Annotated in this window: 19 protein-coding genes; 9 read left to right on the plus strand and 10 right to left on the minus strand. The window is 38.6% G+C overall.

The features are described from left to right. Window positions 1-52 precede the first annotated feature (52 nt). Window positions 53-1279 (plus strand): NAD(P)/FAD-dependent oxidoreductase, encoded by a 1227-nt coding sequence (locus M3627_RS14340; protein ID WP_251556223.1) that lies wholly within the window; start codon window positions 53-55, stop codon window positions 1277-1279. A 212-nt stretch (window positions 1280-1491) separates the two neighbouring features. On the opposite strand, the gene M3627_RS14345 is transcribed toward M3627_RS14340, so the two are convergent. The 4 genes from M3627_RS14345 to M3627_RS14360 all read right to left on the minus strand — a co-directional run bounded on the left by M3627_RS14345 (window position 1492) and on the right by M3627_RS14360 (window position 4480). Then, window positions 1492-2829 (minus strand): GNAT family N-acetyltransferase, encoded by a 1338-nt coding sequence (locus tag M3627_RS14345; protein ID WP_251556224.1) that lies wholly within the window; start codon window positions 2827-2829, stop codon window positions 1492-1494. 221 nt (window positions 2830-3050) lie between these two features. Beyond that, window positions 3051-3539, minus strand: coding sequence for an MgtC/SapB family protein (locus M3627_RS14350; RefSeq protein ID WP_169359609.1), 489 nt, complete (start codon window positions 3537-3539; stop codon window positions 3051-3053). 56 nt (window positions 3540-3595) lie between these two features. Further along, window positions 3596-3946, minus strand: a complete 351-nt coding sequence (locus tag M3627_RS14355; protein WP_251556225.1) for a VOC family protein — start codon at window positions 3944-3946, stop codon at window positions 3596-3598. Window positions 3947-4015: 69 nt separating this feature from the next. Further along, window positions 4016-4480 carry an SAM-dependent methyltransferase gene (locus M3627_RS14360; RefSeq protein ID WP_251556226.1) on the minus strand — a complete coding sequence of 155 codons (465 nt, stop codon included), beginning with the start codon at window positions 4478-4480 and terminating at the stop codon, window positions 4016-4018. Window positions 4481-4629: 149 nt separating this feature from the next. Between M3627_RS14360 and M3627_RS14365 the strand changes: the two genes are divergently transcribed. The 4 genes from M3627_RS14365 to M3627_RS14380 all read left to right on the plus strand — a co-directional run bounded on the left by M3627_RS14365 (window position 4630) and on the right by M3627_RS14380 (window position 8943). After that, a complete protein-coding gene (locus tag M3627_RS14365) occupies window positions 4630-5058 on the plus strand; it encodes a GNAT family N-acetyltransferase (RefSeq protein WP_169359911.1) in 429 nt (142 codons plus the stop codon). Window positions 5059-5328: 270 nt separating this feature from the next. Continuing rightward, the gene (locus M3627_RS14370) at window positions 5329-8346 is read left to right on the plus strand and encodes an efflux RND transporter permease subunit (protein WP_251556228.1); all 3018 of its coding nucleotides are present in this window, start codon (window positions 5329-5331) and stop codon (window positions 8344-8346) included. A gap of 181 nt (window positions 8347-8527) precedes the next feature. After that, window positions 8528-8731 carry a hypothetical protein gene (locus tag M3627_RS14375; protein WP_251556230.1) on the plus strand — a complete coding sequence of 68 codons (204 nt, stop codon included), beginning with the start codon at window positions 8528-8530 and terminating at the stop codon, window positions 8729-8731. A gap of 2 nt (window positions 8732-8733) precedes the next feature. Then, the gene (locus tag M3627_RS14380; RefSeq protein ID WP_251556231.1) at window positions 8734-8943 is read left to right on the plus strand and encodes a YhfM domain-containing protein; all 210 of its coding nucleotides are present in this window, start codon (window positions 8734-8736) and stop codon (window positions 8941-8943) included. 112 nt (window positions 8944-9055) lie between these two features. Here M3627_RS14380 and M3627_RS14385 read toward each other — a convergent pair whose 3' ends face one another. The 4 genes from M3627_RS14385 to M3627_RS14400 form a co-directional block, all read right to left on the minus strand. Beyond that, window positions 9056-9901, minus strand: a complete 846-nt coding sequence (locus M3627_RS14385) for a hypothetical protein (protein ID WP_251556232.1) — start codon at window positions 9899-9901, stop codon at window positions 9056-9058. Window positions 9902-10116: 215 nt separating this feature from the next. Next, on the minus strand, window positions 10117-10326 hold the full coding sequence (locus tag M3627_RS14390; RefSeq protein ID WP_169359914.1) for a hypothetical protein: 210 nt from the start codon (window positions 10324-10326) through the stop codon (window positions 10117-10119). A gap of 132 nt (window positions 10327-10458) precedes the next feature. Next, window positions 10459-11004 carry a hypothetical protein gene (locus tag M3627_RS14395; RefSeq protein WP_251556233.1) on the minus strand — a complete coding sequence of 182 codons (546 nt, stop codon included), beginning with the start codon at window positions 11002-11004 and terminating at the stop codon, window positions 10459-10461. Window positions 11005-11038: 34 nt separating this feature from the next. Next, window positions 11039-11551: a hypothetical protein gene (locus M3627_RS14400; RefSeq protein ID WP_251556234.1), complete on the minus strand. Its 513-nt coding sequence runs from the start codon at window positions 11549-11551 to the stop codon at window positions 11039-11041. A 1285-nt stretch (window positions 11552-12836) separates the two neighbouring features. Here M3627_RS14400 and qoxA point away from each other — a divergent pair. The 4 genes from qoxA (at window position 12837) to qoxD (ending at window position 16668) form a co-directional block, all read left to right on the plus strand. Next, window positions 12837-13781, plus strand: a complete 945-nt coding sequence (gene qoxA / locus M3627_RS14405; protein ID WP_251556235.1) for a cytochrome aa3 quinol oxidase subunit II — start codon at window positions 12837-12839, stop codon at window positions 13779-13781. A gap of 61 nt (window positions 13782-13842) precedes the next feature. Next, window positions 13843-15792 (plus strand): cytochrome aa3 quinol oxidase subunit I, encoded by a 1950-nt coding sequence (gene qoxB, locus M3627_RS14410; protein WP_251556236.1) that lies wholly within the window; start codon window positions 13843-13845, stop codon window positions 15790-15792. After that, a complete protein-coding gene (gene qoxC / locus M3627_RS14415; protein ID WP_251556238.1) occupies window positions 15789-16385 on the plus strand; it encodes a cytochrome aa3 quinol oxidase subunit III in 597 nt (198 codons plus the stop codon). The genes qoxB and qoxC overlap by 4 nt, the downstream gene beginning before the upstream one ends. 1 nt (window position 16386) lies before the next feature. Continuing rightward, window positions 16387-16668, plus strand: a complete 282-nt coding sequence (gene qoxD / locus M3627_RS14420) for a cytochrome aa3 quinol oxidase subunit IV (RefSeq protein ID WP_251556239.1) — start codon at window positions 16387-16389, stop codon at window positions 16666-16668. 197 nt (window positions 16669-16865) lie between these two features. Here the strand turns inward: qoxD and M3627_RS14425 are convergent, their stop codons facing one another. Then, on the minus strand, window positions 16866-17093 hold the full coding sequence (locus M3627_RS14425) for a hypothetical protein (RefSeq protein WP_251556240.1): 228 nt from the start codon (window positions 17091-17093) through the stop codon (window positions 16866-16868). 349 nt (window positions 17094-17442) lie between these two features. Beyond that, window positions 17443-18177, minus strand: a complete 735-nt coding sequence (locus tag M3627_RS14430; RefSeq protein WP_251556241.1) for a glucose 1-dehydrogenase — start codon at window positions 18175-18177, stop codon at window positions 17443-17445. Window positions 18178-18303: the final 126 nt, after the last annotated feature.

The following is an 18303-nucleotide window of genomic DNA, read 5'->3' on the forward strand; positions in this document are numbered from 1 at the left end:
TGAAAATAAAAATTAAGGGTATATAATTCTAAAAAACTCTTTGGAGGTACATATGAATCTACATAACGGGTCTCTTTATTGGCCAACTACAACAAAACCATTTACTCCAACATTCATTGAGCCTTTAGATATATACGATGTCGTTATTGTCGGTGGAGGAATGTCTGGCTCCTTAACTGCGCTATCGCTTGCGAAGGCCGGATTGAAGGTTGCAGTATTAGATAAACGTATGATGGGTACCGGCAGCACTAGCGCAAATACAGGATTACTTCAGTATTCAAATGACATTATGCTTCATGAACTAATTGACCAAATCGGCGAAAAGGATGCTGTTCGCTTTTATCAGCTCTGTTATGAAGCAATGGATGATTTAGAGCTTGTAGCTAAAAGTCTCGATGAGGATTCAGATTTTATACGACGCCCTAGCCTGTGTTTTGCTAGCGAAGAAAATGATGTGGAGAAGCTAAAGGCGGAATACATAACACTTCAAAAATATAACTTCCCTTGTGATTATTTAGGAAGGAACGAGATAGCCAAAAAATTTTCCTTTTCCAAGGATGGCGCCCTACTAACTTTAGGTGACGCAGAGGTTAACCCGTTAAAGTTTGTACAAGGGGTTCTTCGAAAAGCGGAAGAGCTAGGAGTTCATCTATATCCATATACAGAAGTTATAAATGTGATAGATAGAGATGATGATCTGGAAGTTCGAACAACTGGAAAATCGTTCTATGCTAAAAAAGTTGTATATACGACTGGATATGAGGATGTCCCTGTTGGAAAACGTAGGGGAGCTGATATCAATCATTCTTATGTGTTCGTCAGCAATCCTATTAGTAATTTAAGTGGCTGGCATGAAAAAGCTTTAATATGGGAGACAAAGCGACCTTACTTATACGCTCGTACATGCAAAGAAGGTAGATTAATTATAGGTGGTATGGACAAAGACCAACCTGAGGCACCACAATCGGAAGAGCTGATGATGAAGAGAGTAGAAAATCTTCTTTTCCAAGCAAAAGAACTATTCCCCCAATACGATATAAGCATTGATTATGCATATGCTGCGACTTTTGGAGAATCTACTGATAATCTTCCATTCATTGGAGAACATCCAACGAAAGAAAATCATTATTACCTATTAGGTTATGGTGGAAACGGAACCGTTTATAGTATGCTCGGATCTCATATATTGAGAGATTTAATAACCGGTCATAAGAATGAGGATGCTCAGATTGTACAGTTGAATAGGCTAAGTAAAAGCAAAGAAGCGACTAATCAATAATTAGTCGCTCCAAACTTTAGATAAACACCATGAATTGTGATGTTTTGTCTAAAGTTTTTTCTATTAAAGTAACGATATGTGCTCTCCTGGATCTTCAGCTCGTACTATTCTCGTTGAAAGTCTCCACTCTTCCCTCCAATCAAAAGTCGACTCCTTCTATTTGTGGGTCAAGCCTAGTAATTAGACGTTGCACGCAGAGAAAAAACCTTCTCCTAGCTAGGAATCAAAAACTTATCTCTAATTTGAAATCCAAAAAGCATTAATTTTTTGATTTGATTTTTGTTGTCTTTATTAACACGTACTAATATATTCCGTACTCTGTAGTTTGTTTGTGTAAAGCATAGTATCTTTTCTAGCTCCTCAGACTCCCACCCTTCTATAAATAGAGTTCCTTCAGATAGCTTTTCTTTATGATTTAGTTCATCTATATAAAGCGATGTTGAATTGATCCAAAAAGTGTTTTGGGGATTTCCAGAATGATAGCCCTCGAAACCTCGAAGGTAATTGAGAAGGAATCTTTGTCGGTTACCTGACCATATCTCTGTGTTAGAAATACTTTTAAAGTTACAATTGGGGGCTTTGATGTGGATATCGTTGAGCTCAGCAATAAGAATAGAATGCTTTTTCTTAAATGCCTTCTTCTTAGTAGGATTCAATTGTTTTCTTTCATATTTTGCTATATGACGCTTTTCCAGGATAAGACCAAGCTTACCCCTAAAATTTTTAGTTGAAAATAGGATAGACACAGTGCCTGGAGCATGTATGGGCATAGCCTCGCCAAGCAGTTTCTCAGCATGAAAAATATCCTTTAGTTTTCCGTTTCCGTACTCCATGTATTTATCCAGCCACTGAAAACCATAAGAAAACGCTATTAATTCATTATTAAGATGTATTACCTTTGCACTGACATGAGGCCGATCACCTTCAAACTTTTTCATAAAATCCAATCTATCGTTACTGGAGTGATTAAATTTGTCCATGTTTCCCTCTAATAAAGACTGCAATTGGTCAAATGTCACTACCTCTTCCTGTAGATCACCTAGTGCCCTTAGCTTTGCTTCCATCATTGGAGTTATAACATGTAAAATTTCTACTGGATTGTTTTTCTTTTCTATACATTTGTAGCTTCTAGCATTCATGTAATTCCTTAATTTTAGATGTGTATGATTGTCATAACTTAACGAATTAATCAAGAATACAGCCTGCTGCTTATCTAAAATAATTCCGTCCATCACAAACATAAGCACCCTATCTAAATCTCTCTTCTTTACTACGAAGTCTGTATAGGGACAGGATTGGATAGCTAACGTTTGCACAATCTTAACATTGTTCTTTTTACTCACTATAAAGGGAAAAAAAGCAATGACTTTCTGGTTTTCTCTAACACTATAAATCTCAATTTTCTTATCGTCTGAAAAATATCTCCACCAATTGTATATAAAATGAAATTCTAGAAATGGATTAGCATTTTGATTTGCTGCTAAAATAGTGGACCATTCTTTTTCATACAAACTAAGATGTTTAAATGACTTGATAAGGAATAGCTCCAAATAATACTCCTTTCTTTTATCATATAGTCGTTATAGCAAAGAAGTCTTGTACTAAAAATTAGTTTATCCGCAAACGATTCTGTTCAAAGAATCCTCTCTAAAATAATATTATTAGGCAGGCTGTTTCATTCCTATTTGCTGCGAATTAAACAATATAGATTATACAAAGAAAAAGCCATCACTCCAGTAGCTGAACTGGTAGCGTGGCTTTGTTCCACCTTTTATTCCCCATCACTATCAACCTCATGCGCTTCCTTCTCTTTCCCTCTTGGAGGTAGAAGTCTCATCTTCTCTAATACCCTTGGAAGGTTCATGGCGATAAACATGAGGAAAACTGTGAGTATTGCTAAATCATATGCGCCATAACCGATTGTTAATCCTACGCATGCGGTAATCCAAAGATTTGCTGCTGTTGTTAGACCTCGTTTCACGTTATCCTTATCCACCCAAATAACTCCTGCGCCTAGAAATCCGATACCGCTAATAACTTGAGCTGCTAATCGCATGGGATCCATATAAGGCCCTTGGTTTAAGGTAGATAAGCTCATCGCCAGTGTAGAGCCGAGACATACTAAAATATGCGTACGGATACCTGCAGGCTTGTGCTTAATAGCCCTCTCTAGTCCTATTAACAGACCTATGAATGTGGCTACTGCTAATCTTATATATAGATCATAATGTGAGTTAAATAATGATGTGACAAAGTCCAATGTGCATTCCACCCTTTAAAAGTTGTTCTTTTTACTATATGTCCTTTAGAGCATCCTTATTTCCAGTAACAAATTTGAGATTTGTTCCCATCTACGTCGAACAGCTCAAAATAGGTGTTTAGGCCATCCTGCTGTATATCTGTGACCGTTACTCCTCGACTGGATAATGTTTTATGCGCTTCATCTATAGAAGAAGAGAAAAAGATTGGATATGTACTATTTCCTCCACCATTTGGCTCTCCCTTTTCAAGCGTTAAGGGTACACCACTTTCTCCAATTTTCAAAATGGCATAGTGTTCCTCCCTATATTGTTCCTCCAGTCCTAGCATCTCCTGATACCAGCTGCTAGCGGTATTAATATCCCGCACCTTTAAGCAGACCGTATCAATTCGTTCGATTATACTCATATGCTCCCTCCTAAATAAACTGTACTCTTTCTTTTATTCGCTATCGGACGCTTAAGTCCTTTTTAAAGCTTACTCCCAATAATTCATCATTAATTCGGTTGCCCATTTTGGTTGCTTCACTTTCCCCTTCGGTAGAAATTCGCTCATCACGGGCTTAATGTCTAGCACTGGAGTCCCATCTATCGCATCTAACCCTTTGACAAAGATCGATAGCCCATCCCGTTCAATCAACTCAACCGTTGTAAGTCCTATTTTATTTGGTCGATTCTTACCTCGCTGCGCTAATATACCTACCTTCGGATAAGTCGTATTGTTTCTTGGATGCCTAGCAGTATATTGTACTTGATCGTCAGAAACAAGGTGAAACAAGAAAATGATTTCCACATGACTAAAAGCATCAATACCATCTAGACTGCTCTCGTCCCAATCATTGTTTAACCTAATTTCAGAAACTACCTCCCCCCAATAATCATCCTCCGGAGTTTTTCTAGTGTTATGTACTGTTCCAATAGAGCTAACGTGAAATGTATGCATAAATACGCCCCCTTTAAACAAGCATAACAAACTATACATAAGTGATACATTACTAATTTGTTATGTGAGGTGATAGTTATTTTAAATGAGTGCATTAAAGGATTATGACCAAATCTTGTGGAAATAAAATAGGATAAAGGGGGATTTATATGATTACAAAAGCAACGAAAGAGGATGTCTCATTTATTCTTTCTCATGCAGTAAGCTCTGCATATGATGCAACGCAACTGAAAATTTCTGAGGAGAAGGCAATAGCCATGTTTCAAGGCGTTATAGATAAAGGTGGCTTCTACTTAGTGATTAAAGAAGAGGAAGCTATTCAAGGCTGGATCATGTTAGGTGAAAATACAGACTATTTTACTGACAACAAGTATGGGTTTATATATGAAATCTATGTAATGCCCGCCCATAGAGGAAAGGGACTTTCTAAAATCCTGATCAATGAAGGAAACTCCTATTTTAAAGAACAAGGCTATGAAGCGGTCCGATTAAATGTGTTTGCCTCCAACTTTGCCAAAGAGATTTATAAGAAGGTTGGATTCCAAGAGGTTAATTGTATAATGGAAGTTAAATTATGACGTATTGTTAAACTAAATCACCTAAAGCTCCAAGCGATCCATGCTTGGAGCTTTTTGCATCTCACCGACTTACCATACTAGAGGCCGAGAATCTTTCTGCTCACTTTTCGGCTCACTCACCTTAAGTATGACATCCTTTTCAGCCCCTGGTCTTAGTAACAATTCATCCTCACGAACAATGTGACATTCTTGCCATTTTTATACAATTAGAAAGAAATTACATCAAGAGCACTCATACACATTGTTTTCATTTAAAAGGAGGAGTCAAGTGTGTCATTGTTAACCAGGTGGGCATTTAGCAACAAAGCAGCAATAGCTGTATTGACTGTATTAGTTTTAGTAATTGGGGTGATTAGTTACTTTCGTTTGCCAATGGAGTTCTTACCTTCAGCGGATAATCCACAGGTCACCATTATAACGATGGGTTCGGGAACAGATGCAAAAACAATGGAAACTGAAGTAACAAGTCCGATTGAAAGCGCAATAAACGGTCTAAATGGGAAGTCTTCCATCTATTCCAGAACAGGGGATGGATATTCACATGTAGACATCGTCTATGAATCTGGATATGATATGAAGCTGGCAAAACAGGAGGTACAAGAGGCTTTAGCACACATTTCCTTCCCTTCCGGTATAGCGAAGCCAGTGGTTTCCCAGCTGCATACGTCTATGATCCCTATTGTGAATATCGCTGTTATGTTTGAGGATGGACTTTCCTCTGAAAATGTGGAGTTTGCAAGGAACACGCTCATCTCACGCTATCAACAAATCAAAGGGATTTCCAACGTAGATTTATACGGGGCACATGATACAACCATTTCAGTTCAATTGGATATGGAAAAAATGCAGGAGAATCAAATTCCCATTGAATCAGTATTAACTATACTTCAAGGACAAAATGTTGCGGTGTCTGTTGGAGAGAAGACGGTAAACGGTCAAGTCAGTAATATTAAGGTCATCGGCGATGTAACTAGCTTAGATAAGTTAAAGCAAATGACCATTGTACCTGAAGTAACACTGGAGGACATTGCTAATATTCAGGAAGCAACCGATTCAGCTTTTATGAGTCACTTTAATGGCAAGGATACACTGGATATTAGTATTACAAAGGATAGCACATCCAATGCAGTGACGATCAGTAAGGAAGTGGAAAGAGTAACAAAGGAATTAAACGAAAAGTATACGCAGCAAGAATCCGTCATTTATGTATCTTCCTCGGACTTGGTTCAAAATTCTGTCCACACGATGATGAAGGAAGTTTTACTCGGAGCATTGTTTGCAACTATTGTAATCATGATATTCCTTCGTAACATTCGGTCTACCTTTATTACGATTATTTCGATTCCTCTATCGCTATGCCTGACTTTATTTTTACTATCGCTATCTGGTGTGACATTGAACATCTTGACGCTTGGTGGTGTCGCGGTTGCAGTTGGGAGATTAGTGGATGACAGCATAGTAGTCATAGAGAATATTTTTCGGAAGATGCAGTCCGAAAAGTTTAGTGTTCAAATGGTGATTGATGCCACAAAACAGGTTGGAGTCGCCATTACAGCATCGACATTAACGACTGTAGCAGTTTTTCTTCCCATGAGCTTGTTAAATGGTTCCTTACAGGACTTTTTACTTCCCTTTGCTCTAACGGTTACCTATTCGCTATTAGCCTCTCTATTAGTTGCTTTAACAGTGGTCCCTATCATGAGTGCTAGCTTATTGAAGAACACGAAGTTACCGGAGCATAAGGCTGCTACTCGTTTTCCAAAGCTTGTCACCTGGTCGTTGAATCATAAGTGGGTCATCTTTTTGATTTCCGCAGCATTATTTTTCGGTTCCATTGGCACATACTTTTTAATACCAAAAGGAGCAGTCAATAGTTCCTCTTCGGATTATATTACCGTCACGCTAACCTATCCAACGAGCACAGCTGCCGAGGAAGTGCAGTCAAACATGATGGATATGGAAGCTTTTATTCTTGAAATGGATGAGGTAGAACATGTTTTTGCGCAAGTAGGTACCCCTTCGGAGGCAGCACAATATGGAGCGGTGGGCTCTTCAACGGAAGCTTACTTCAGTATTTTATTACATGATAAGAATGATATCCCAATAGTAATGGAGTCAATTGAAGGAAAAAGAGAAATGTTTTCAGATGCCGCATTTGAAATGACAGAAGCCTCATTTATGATGGGTGGCTCCAGTACTAATATCAATATTGATTTAGTCGGAGAGAATATCGAAAGCTTAGAAAAGCTTGCGCCGACTATTCAAGAAAAAATTCAACCTATTACTGGCGTAAATAAAGTCACTACAAATCAAGATGAAAAGAAAACGGTCTACTCACTTATTGTTGACCCTTCCAAAGGTAATACAGAGCAAATTGCTCAACAATTAGGTGTAATGTTAAATAAAACACCGATCGGAACCATTAATATAGATGGCAAGGAAAAAGCAGTTATGCTCGAGCCACTGTTAAATATAGAAAAACCAAATGATTTAGAATCTATCCAGATCATGACTAACGAGGGAGCTGTTCCGGTAGCTTCTGTGGCAACCCTACAGTCTGAAAAGCTTGCCACTACCCTACTGCACAAGGATGGGGAAACCTATCTAAGAATTACTGCAGATGTCGATCCAGCTAGACTTTCTGAAATTGCTAGTGAAATAAACGTGGCGATATTCGGAAATGGTGAGGGCGAAAAAGGAATAGAAATATCAAAGGATATAGAAGTATTTGTAGGTGGCTCTAGTAGTCAGCAGGCAGATGAATTTGAGGATCTCTTTTTAGTGATGCTCGTCTCCATTGGATTAGTATTTTTAATCATGGTGATAACCTTCAAATCCATTCGCACACCAATTGCAATTCTCTTCTCGCTACCATTAGCAGCAATTGGAGCTGTACTTGGAATCGTAATAAGTGGTATTTCCATTGATATAACTGCTCTACTTGGTGCACTTATGCTAATTGGAGTTGTTGTAACGAATGCCATTGTCTTGCTAGACAGAGTGAAGCAAAATGAACAGAAAATGACGATACGGGAATCATTGGTTGAAGCTGCCACAACTAGAATGCGACCAATTTTTATGACAGCCATCGCGACCATCTGTGCCATGCTCCCACTGTTACTTAAGCAAGCCGAGTCAGGTATCCTTGTATCACAAAGTCTTGCAATCGTTGTAATTGGAGGATTGGCAATGGCTACCCTACTAACCTTAATCGTAATTCCATGTATTTATGAGCTTCTCTACTTTAGAAAATCTAAAAAGCAAAGACTGGCTAATACTGTGGATTGAGCAAATCCAGCTGTCCATAAATTAAGATAGGATGCATCTAAATAAACCGGTCACTTAGGCTGTAGACGAGTTGTCTATGGCCTTTTATTTATTGTAAATCTATTAAATTGCCTGTTTAGTAAATCATTTGAGACTCTTTTTAAGCGAAAACGTCTAATTTTGTAAAGGGGGGAAATAACTCTTGAGAATCACTAAATCTTTCATTATTTTCATAGGATTCATTTCACTATTTATAATGGGTTGTTCGAATGCTACAAAAGACGAAGTTCAAAATATAGAAGGTCAAAAAATAGAAGTTCAAAAGCGTGTTGGGGATGAAAATAAATACGAGGTTTTCAAAGATATCACGAATGATGAGGATGTTGAGAAAGTTAAAGAATTATAGATATGATGGGTTGGGAAAATGCAAAAGTAGAAATGGTACGTCCTCCCGATTACCGATTTTCTTTTCTAACTCCAAAAGCAAAAGGATTAGTTTATAGCATGTGGATCAGCCCAAACTCTACAGTGGAAATTATTATTTACGGAGAACATAAGTATTCTCAACTAGACAAGAGTAAGTCAACAGAACTGATTGAAATCCTTTCTAGGGAGTGAGGCTACGAGAAAAGTATCTCTTACTGTGACTATACACATTTCAATTAATCCATTTTTCTAGAAACAATAAGAAAAGCCAGACCATCTGAATTCGCTTGGTCTGGCTGTTATATTATTTGAAAGAAATTAATTCAGCGTCTAAGATTCCATCGCTGCCTATCATTTTAATAATTCCAACACCAGGAGCTAAGTAATAAGTGTAACCCGCGTTAGTTTTGAATATCACAACATTTTGGAAGGTACCTGCCTTTACTGTGACAGTGCTAGTTGTACTTATTACATTGATATTATAAATTATTCTATCATTTCCATCATAGTCTATCTCTTTTGTTTGCTTTCCTTCAATTAAAGGATATTGTACATTAAATAGACCCCAATCTGTATAATTTACACCAAATGTTATAGTAGAATCTCCCTCGTCAGAAGTAAATTCGTTATACACATATCCACCAATTTCCTGGCCCGGTATCGTCAGAAGAGTACGATTTGCACCAAATTCATTTTCAACTTTTGTAATAAACTCTCTCTTTGTAGGCTCCGTAAAGCTTGGTGAATACGTAAGCTTCATACCAGCTTTTGGGGTGATTCCACCGTGTACTTCCTTGTTCAACAAGGCAAGCTTGCTTTTAGATGGTGTTTCGTATTTTAACTTTGTACTTTTTTGCACGAAGCTACTTGCACCTAATCCATATAAGCCGCCGTTTGTCCCCTTATACGTGTAAACTCTATATTCATCGCCCTTTTTAAGAGTGCGAACCTTGCTAAGTGATCCATTTGAACCGATTTTAACTAAATCCGTGTCTGCTAAAATGGTTACCTTACCAATTTGTCCTGCCTTCAATTCTGTTTTGCCCCACATAACCTTATGTGTAGCTGCTTCAGCAGATATGTTAACGGTCGCCGTAATTCCCAATGCCAACACACCTACTAATACTAATTTAATCATTTTTTTAATCATTTTTAATCTCTCCCTTTCCTCTCTACTCTAACATAATTACTGTAAAATAGTATTCATTATTGGATGAATAGGTAATAAAATGTATTTAGAAAATATTTTTGTATTTATTTAACATTAAATGTTAAAATACACTTTCATCCTACCCGTAAATTTTTTACTGTATAGACTTTTTATCCATAAAAAAAGAACTGCCAATAAAGCAGCTCTCTTTCTAATTAACGTGATGGTTTTATTGGGGCACAGTCTGTACAGCTTTTCTGGTTACTCCCTTTAAACTTTGTTAAAGTCTTTTCAAAGACATTTCCACAGGAACATTTAAACTGTAATTTTTGAGAGAAACCTTTATATTCTGTCGACAGTAATTCACTGGTTGAATTCTTTTTCACATACTCACGGATTTCTTCAATCGTCCATCTTTTATTCATCATGACACCTCCGACATAGCTTCCGAATAAACATAAAGGAAGAAGCTTCGGAAACTTCCTTTCAACCGGGATCATCTGCTCCTAATCTACCTAAGGCTCCTATTATAGCATAGAACGTGCTTTCTTCACTACTTATACTAGCTCAAATACTGCCCCTTTTGGATATAAGGATACATAGCTTCCTTCATCAGTTTCAAAAGCTATTTCCACGCCTTCTGTTAGCTTTTTTTCTGATAATAGCTTCCATATGGAATTAAACGCAATCTCTATATCTAAAACTTGAAATGTGCTTGTTCCTGCTCCTGCTCCGATTTCCGATCCATAGGCATACCCGTTGCCAGTGTACATTAGTTCTTCTTCCACTATTTCTTCAACCATCAGGCTTTTGTCCTCTGTCATCTCAAACTCTTCCTCGTTCTCCTCATTGTATCGATATTGAATATAAACTTTCTTTAAATCCTTTTCTTCCACCAGTTGATAGCCTTGATTAGCCTTCTCATCTGCTAGGCTTTTCATGAACTTTTTACGATTCTCCCAAAATCTTAACTTCTGCTCTTCTCCCTTACCTTGGATTCCAAGTGTGCCACTCACAATAGTAATTGGACCTCTAAATAGATATTCGGATATATTCCAAAATAGCGTTTTGTTTCCGGACTTCTTAATCATTAAAATTTTCATTTGTCTCCATCCCCTTTGTATATAGTCGCCAAAACTATCCCCTTGTTTTTAATAGATTGATATCTTCTACGTTCCTTTCATATAAGAAGATATCATTATTATCTATTAGCTTCTGCACTGAAATTACACTTCGAATTTTTTCAACTGCTATATCCAAATCATCTACCATGCAAAATATATTCACCATCTGATCGTCACCTATACCCACACCATCGGTAAATCCAACACCAGTTTCATCTAGCTCTTTTTCTATCAGCTTACAAAGCTCCATACTCGCATTTTGTAAATCTTCATGTGACCAACTTCCATTATTATAGATATGAATGATAAGCTCCTCTGGCCCCATGCTATCCACAAACCCTTGATTTCTTTTTTCCTCTACTAATCTTTCAAGACGCTTCTTACCATTTTCAAAAAGTCCAAGCTGAATCTCTTCCTTATTCTTATTAACCCCAATGATTCCAGATTCCACATACATTTTCTTTCGATACACCCATGCCTTCCAATAATGGGTATCATGCGCACTCTTTTTATGTAGCTCAGCCATTCCTTAAACCTCCTAACAAAATAATAAAAACCTTATAACAATTATATCCTTTTTTTGCATTTGGTGATTATATATGAGTGACTTATTTCCGAATGGCAGCGATCCATACTTAGTTAGAAATACGACTATTTTTTACTCGAAAATTATGGCTGGCCTTACGGGTATGGGCGGTTTTCATTGCTTTATGGGACACTTCTAACCTATTTATGGGCACTTTCCACCCTCTTTATGGGACACTTCCAGCCTGGTTATGGGCGCTTTATTACTTTTACGGGCGCTTTTCTTTGATTTATGGGACACCTTCAGGTAGTTTATGGGCGGTACTCATTGGTATGGGCGCTTTCCATAACTTTATGGGGCACTTCTAACCTATTTATGGGCACTTTCCACCCTCTTTATGGGACACTTCTAGCCTGGTTATGGGCGCTTTATTACTTTTACGGGCGCTTTTCTTTGATTTATGGGACACTTTTAGTCTGTTTATGGGCGGTACTCACTGGTATGGGGGCTTTCCATAACTTTATGGGACACTTCTAACCTATTTATGGGCACTTTCCACCCTCTTTATGGGACACTTCTAGCCTGGGTATGGGCGCTTTATTACTTTTATGGGCGCTTTTCTTTGGTTTATGGGACACTTTTAGTCTGTTTATGGGCGGTACTCACTGGTATGGGCGCTTTCTATAGCTTTATGGGACACTTCTGACCTATTTATGGGCACTTTTCACCCTCTTTACGGGACATTTCTAGCCTGGTTATGGGCGCTTTATTACTTTTACGGGCGCTTTTCTTTGGTTTATGGGACACTTTCAGGTAGTTTATGGGCGGAACTCATTGGTATGGGCGCTTTCCATAACTTTATGGGGCACTTCTAATCTATTTATGGGCACTTTCCACCCTCTTTATGGGACATTTCTTGCCTGGTTATGGGCGCTTTATTACTTTTACGGGCGCTTTTCTTTTGTTTATGGGACACCTTCAGGTAGTTTATGGGCTCAACTCAATAACCCCTTCCAAGAAAACCCTTTCCCTAGCTGCCACCCAAGCCTAAAGCGTCAACTTTCATCTACTAATCCTTTATGGTTTCCACCGCTTTTTTGAATAAATTTGTCACATTTACAATTGTGTAAAAGAACGTTCAAATCTTCTTGAAGAATTTGTGAAGTCCGGTTTTATTGTTCGTTTTTTTAAATGGAAGGTAATAAGATAGAGGCACAGAGAGAAATTCTTTGAACCAATACTAGTTATTTGAGCTTTTTATAATAGATTGGAAAGGAGTACAACAATGAAATTAAAATGGAAGTGGGCTCTTTTGACGATGGTTTTCACTATTGTCACTGTGTTAACAGGTTGCGAGCCATTACTTGTTTTAGATCCTAAAGGTCCACAGGCCGAAACACAGGCAAATGATATTATGCTATCTATTTTCCTGATGTCAGGGATCGTAATTATCGTTTTAGCTATTTTAGTGTTTGTGTTAATAAAATATCGTGCTTCTAAGCAAAGTGAGGATTATGAGCCACCTCATATAGAAGGAAATCCAATTGTGGAAGCAATTTGTGTCGGGGTTCCTATTTTAATCGTTATTTTTCTTTCCATCGTATCGGTAAGAAGTAACTATATCGTTGAGTCGACACCTCAAGGCTATGAGGATCAAGAGCCGTTAATCATTTATGCTTCTTCCTCCAACTGGAAATGGCATTTTAGTTATCCAGAACAAGATATCGAAACAGTTAACTACTTATATATTCCGGCAAACCGTGCGATTGAGTTTAAACTATATTCCCACGGACCAATAACTAGCTTCTGGATTCCACAGCTAGGCGGACAAAAGTATGCAATGTCTGACATGGTTACTACCTTACACTTAGCAGCAGATGTGGAAGGAGAATTCATGGGAAGAAATGCAAACTTCAGTGGATCTGGGTTTGCAGAAAACATTTTTGACGTTACCTCTATGTCTCATGCTGATTTTGAGGAATGGGTAGAGGAAGTACATGAAACTGCACCAGCACTTACAGAAGACAAGTTTGAAGAATTATTAGAGCCAGGACATCTTGGGCGCTCTACTTATACAGGAACACATTTAGAATTCTCGCCTGCTCCTAGTCACGACCATGGTACAGACGAAGAGGATTCAGATCACGAGCATCATGACATGGAAGAGTCCGAGCATGAGAATCATGAACAAACGAATGCTGATGAAGAATCCGAGCATTCTCATCATTAATAGAAGGTTTACCAGATTACTATAGTCCAAGCTATAGATTCCTGAAAGGAGAAACAAAAGTATGGATTTCTTTGATCGCTTTGCCGTACCACATCCAAGCTTTTTGATATATGCATCCATGGTCGGTATCGGCCTTACGATGCTTGCGATAGTTTTAGGTATTACCTACTTCAAGAAATGGGGATACCTGTGGCGCGAATGGATCACTACTGTAGACCATAAGCGTATTGGTATTATGTACTTGCTATCTGCATTACTAATGCTTTTCCGCGGAGGCGTAGACGCAATTATGATGCGCTATCAGCTTTCGATGCCAGAAAACACATTTTTAGATTCACAGCATTACAATGAAGTCTTCTCCACGCACGGAGTAGTAATGATTTTATTCATGGCAATGCCGTTTATCATCTTTTTCTTTAACTATGTTATTCCATTACAAATCGGAGCTAGAGATGTTGCGTTTCCACGTTTAAATGCACTTAGCTTCTGGTTGTTCTTTATGGGTATGGGATTATTCAACATTTCCTTCATCGTAGGTGGATCACCTGATGCAGGATGGACTTCCTACTTCCCACTAGCAGGTAACGAGTTCAGTGCCTCTGTTGGTACGAACTATTATATGATCGCAATACAAATAGCTGGTCTTGGTACGTTAATGACTGGTATTAACTTTATTACAACGATACTGAAAATGAGAGCACCTGGTATGACGCTAATGAAGATGCCAATGTTCACATGGTCAGCATTTATCGCTAACGTAATTATCGTGTTTGCTTTCCCTGTATTAACTGTATTACTTGCAATGGGAACGATGGACCGACTGTTTGGAACGAACTTCTTTACAACAGACAATGGTGGTATGGATATGCTCTGGGCCAACCTGTTCTGGGTTTGGGGACATCCAGAGGTATACATTCTAATCCTGCCGGCATTCGGTATATTCAGTGAGATTATTTCCACCTTTGCACGACGCAATCTATACGGCTATAAGTCGATGGTTGCCTCTATGGTAGTTATCTCGCTTCTATCCTTTGTCGTTTGGGCCCATCACTTCTTTACAATGGGTCAAGGTCCACTGTCAAACAGTATCTTCTCCATCACAACGATGGCAATCGCTGTTCCAACAGGGGTTAAGATCTTTAACTGGCTATTCACCCTTTGGAAAGGGAAAATCGAGTTCACGACACCAATGCTTTACTCAATCATGTTCATTCCACTGTTCACACTAGGTGGGGTAACAGGAGTAATGCTTGCTATGTCAGCAGCCGACTATCAATATCATAATACGATGTTCTTAGTAGCCCATTTCCATAATGTAATTATTCCTGGTGTTGTTTACGCAATGCTAGCTGGTCTTACTTACTATTGGCCGAAAATATTCGGTTTCATGTTAAACGAGCGATTAGGAAAATGGACTGCTTGGTTAATGTCTATTGGATTCGTTCTAGCCTTTATCCCAATGTATATTACGGGATTAGACGGTCAAGCCCGTCGTATGTACACATATTCTGAGTCTACAGGCTTTGGAATGTGGAATATGGTTTCGTTCATCGGAGCCGGTGTAATGGCAATTTCATTCGCGTTACTTGTTTACAACATTTATTGGAGCATACGTTATGCTTCTCGCGATATCGGAGACGATCCATGGGATGCACGTTCATTGGAATGGGCTACTCACACTCCAGTACCTGAGTATAATTTCGCAGTTACACCACAAGTTGATTCAACACAAGCATTTTGGGATTCTAAGAAAAACGGCTATGAGTTATTCCAAGGAAAAGTTGAAAAAATTCACATGCCGAATAATAGCGGTTTACCATTTATTATGAGCTGTATCTTCTTCGTCTTTGGATTTGCGATGGTCTTCAGTATATGGCCACTTGCCATTGTTTCATTGATTGGTATATTAGGCTGTCTGGCTTACCGTTCATTTGAACAGGATCACGGAAGATATATTTCGGTAGAGGAAATCGAAGAAACGGAAAGAAAATTGCGAGGTGCTAAAAAATGAAGGTAGATAAGTCACTTCCACTAGAATACAGCACAGAAGAAAATAGCTTAAAAATCTTAGGCTTTTGGATTTTCATCGGAGCGGAAATTATGCTTTTCGCAACACTTTTCGCCTCCTACTTCACCCTAGAGAACCGCGTAGGTAGCGGTCCCTCTGGTGCAGAAATTTTTGAAATAACACCAGTGTTAATCGAGACACTTTTACTTTTAACGAGTAGCTTTACAATCGGACTTGCGATTCATGCGATGCGATTGAACCGTACGAAAGCAACGATGACTTTCTTTGGAATCACCCTTCTTCTAGGAGCAGCATTCCTTGGAGTAGAGATCTATGAGTTTGTTCACTATGTGCATGTTGGAGCTGGGCTTCAAACTAGTGCCTTCACTGCGATACTACTTACGACACTAGGAACTCACGGCTTGCACGTAACATTCGGTTTGTTCTGGGGATTGTTTATTCTTCTACAAATCAAGAAACGTGGCTTGACTCCGGAAACAGCTAATAAGTCGTTTATCTTCTCACTATATTGGCATTTCCTAGATGTGATTTGGATCTTCATCTTCAGCTTCATCTACTTGAAAGGAATGATGTAATATGAAAGAATTATTCCCTCTTAAACAAGTAATGGGCTTTGCGTTTTCATTAGTGCTTACAGCAGTAGCACTGTTGGTGTACTTCATGGATATGTCGTTCGGAGTTGGAATGACTGTCTTACTACTAACTGCGTTTACACAGGCCGGCTTACAGCTTGTCGTATTCATGCATGCCGGTGAAACGGAAGACAAAAAATCCATTTACGTTAATGTGTATTATGGCTTGCTACTCGCACTATTCACGATTTTAGGTACACTCCTCGTTATGGTGTGGGATATGTAATAAAGGAAAGAGCGTCTATTAGGCGCTCTTTTTTTATTTGTAAATTTTAAGTGTGGGAAAGGACCATAGGTAAGACAAAGATATAAGTGCTGATGACATAAATAAAGCCTAGCAATAAATATCCAAGCTCCACTTTGCTCATGAAAAAAAGGCATCTAGAGTGAATCCTCTAAATACCTTTTACGAGCATCTCTTGTTTAGATACTCTCTTTTTTCAATTGTTTGGAGATCATTTCCTCTGAAGCAACCAATATCATGCCGATGATAAATGTGAAAACTGCTCCCATGACGATTCCGATACCAACGCCCATTATCGTGCTATATTCACTTACGAATGTTCCATATAAAAAGACAGCAATTCCTATAGTTAACAAGGCTGCACCTACAACTTTTGTAGCGTGTAACATTTTTACGTATGATTCCATTTGAAATACACCCCTCTTAACTATTATTATTCACCTCGTTCACATTTTTGTCAATACTTTTTGTCCGAAATGTGAACAAACTGGTTGTGAAGAAGGGTTTGGCTTTATTAATGAAAGAGTTAGTTTGAGGTTGTACTTCTAAATCATTGAATCGGTCGGTTTTAGGCGATAATCGGTCGGTTATCCTAAATAATCGGTCGGTTCTTCCCCATAATCGGTCGGTCGAGCCAGATAATCGGTTGGTCAAGCCTAATAATCGGTCGGTCACCCGAATGATATGCCCCCTAGCGTATGCACAAGCAGAAAAAAACTCCCCAGTAGGCTACTGGAGAGTTCTCTTTATCATTTATTATTGTGCAGTTAATCCGCCATCGATGACGAATTCAGATCCTGTTGAGTAGCTTGATTCGTCAGATGCTAGGAAAAGGACTAGATTAGAAACCTCTTCTGATTGGGCTACGCGTTTAAGTGGAATGTGCTTAGCGAACTCTTTAATAAGCTCCACTGCATCTCCTTGGCTAACCATTGGTGTTTCGATGACGCCTGGATGCACTGAGTTCACGCGAATGCCAAGGTGAGCTAATTGTAGAGCTGCAGCTTTCGTCATACCACGTACTGCGAATTTAGTGTCTGTGTATCCAACTGCTCCGCCAACTAATCCGTTCATGGAAGAGATGTTCACGATTGAGCCACCACCAGCTTTTTCCATAGAAGGAACAACTGCCTTTGTTCCAAGGAATACGGATACTTGGTTGATGTCTACGATTTTACGGTAATCCGCTTCTGTCATTTCCATTAGAGGAGTGGACAGGCTAATACCTGCATTGTTAACTAAAATGTTAGCTGGACCAAATGCTTTTTCTGTTTCTTCGATTACAGTTGTCCAGTCTGCTGCCTTAGTTACGTCTTGCTTGACGAACAATACGTTTTCTCCTAATTCTTTTGCTAAAGCTTGTCCGCCTTCTTCGTTTAAGTCAGTGAAAACAACCTTCGCACCTTCTCTAACAAACGTACGTACGTGTGATTCACCCATTCCACGTGCTCCACCTGTAATAATAGCTACTTTATCTGTTAAACGTCCCATGATAAAATCCTCCTGTAAATCATATTTTAAGTAAATCTTTACGAATTTATAGCCCTCTTGAAAATCAGAAGCTATAAACATTATGACAATACAGTATTGGTATTATCCCTTACGTAAAGAAAATAC

The organism is Psychrobacillus sp. MER TA 171 (assembly GCF_023713305.1).
Lineage (GTDB): Bacteria > Bacillota > Bacilli > Bacillales_A > Planococcaceae > Psychrobacillus.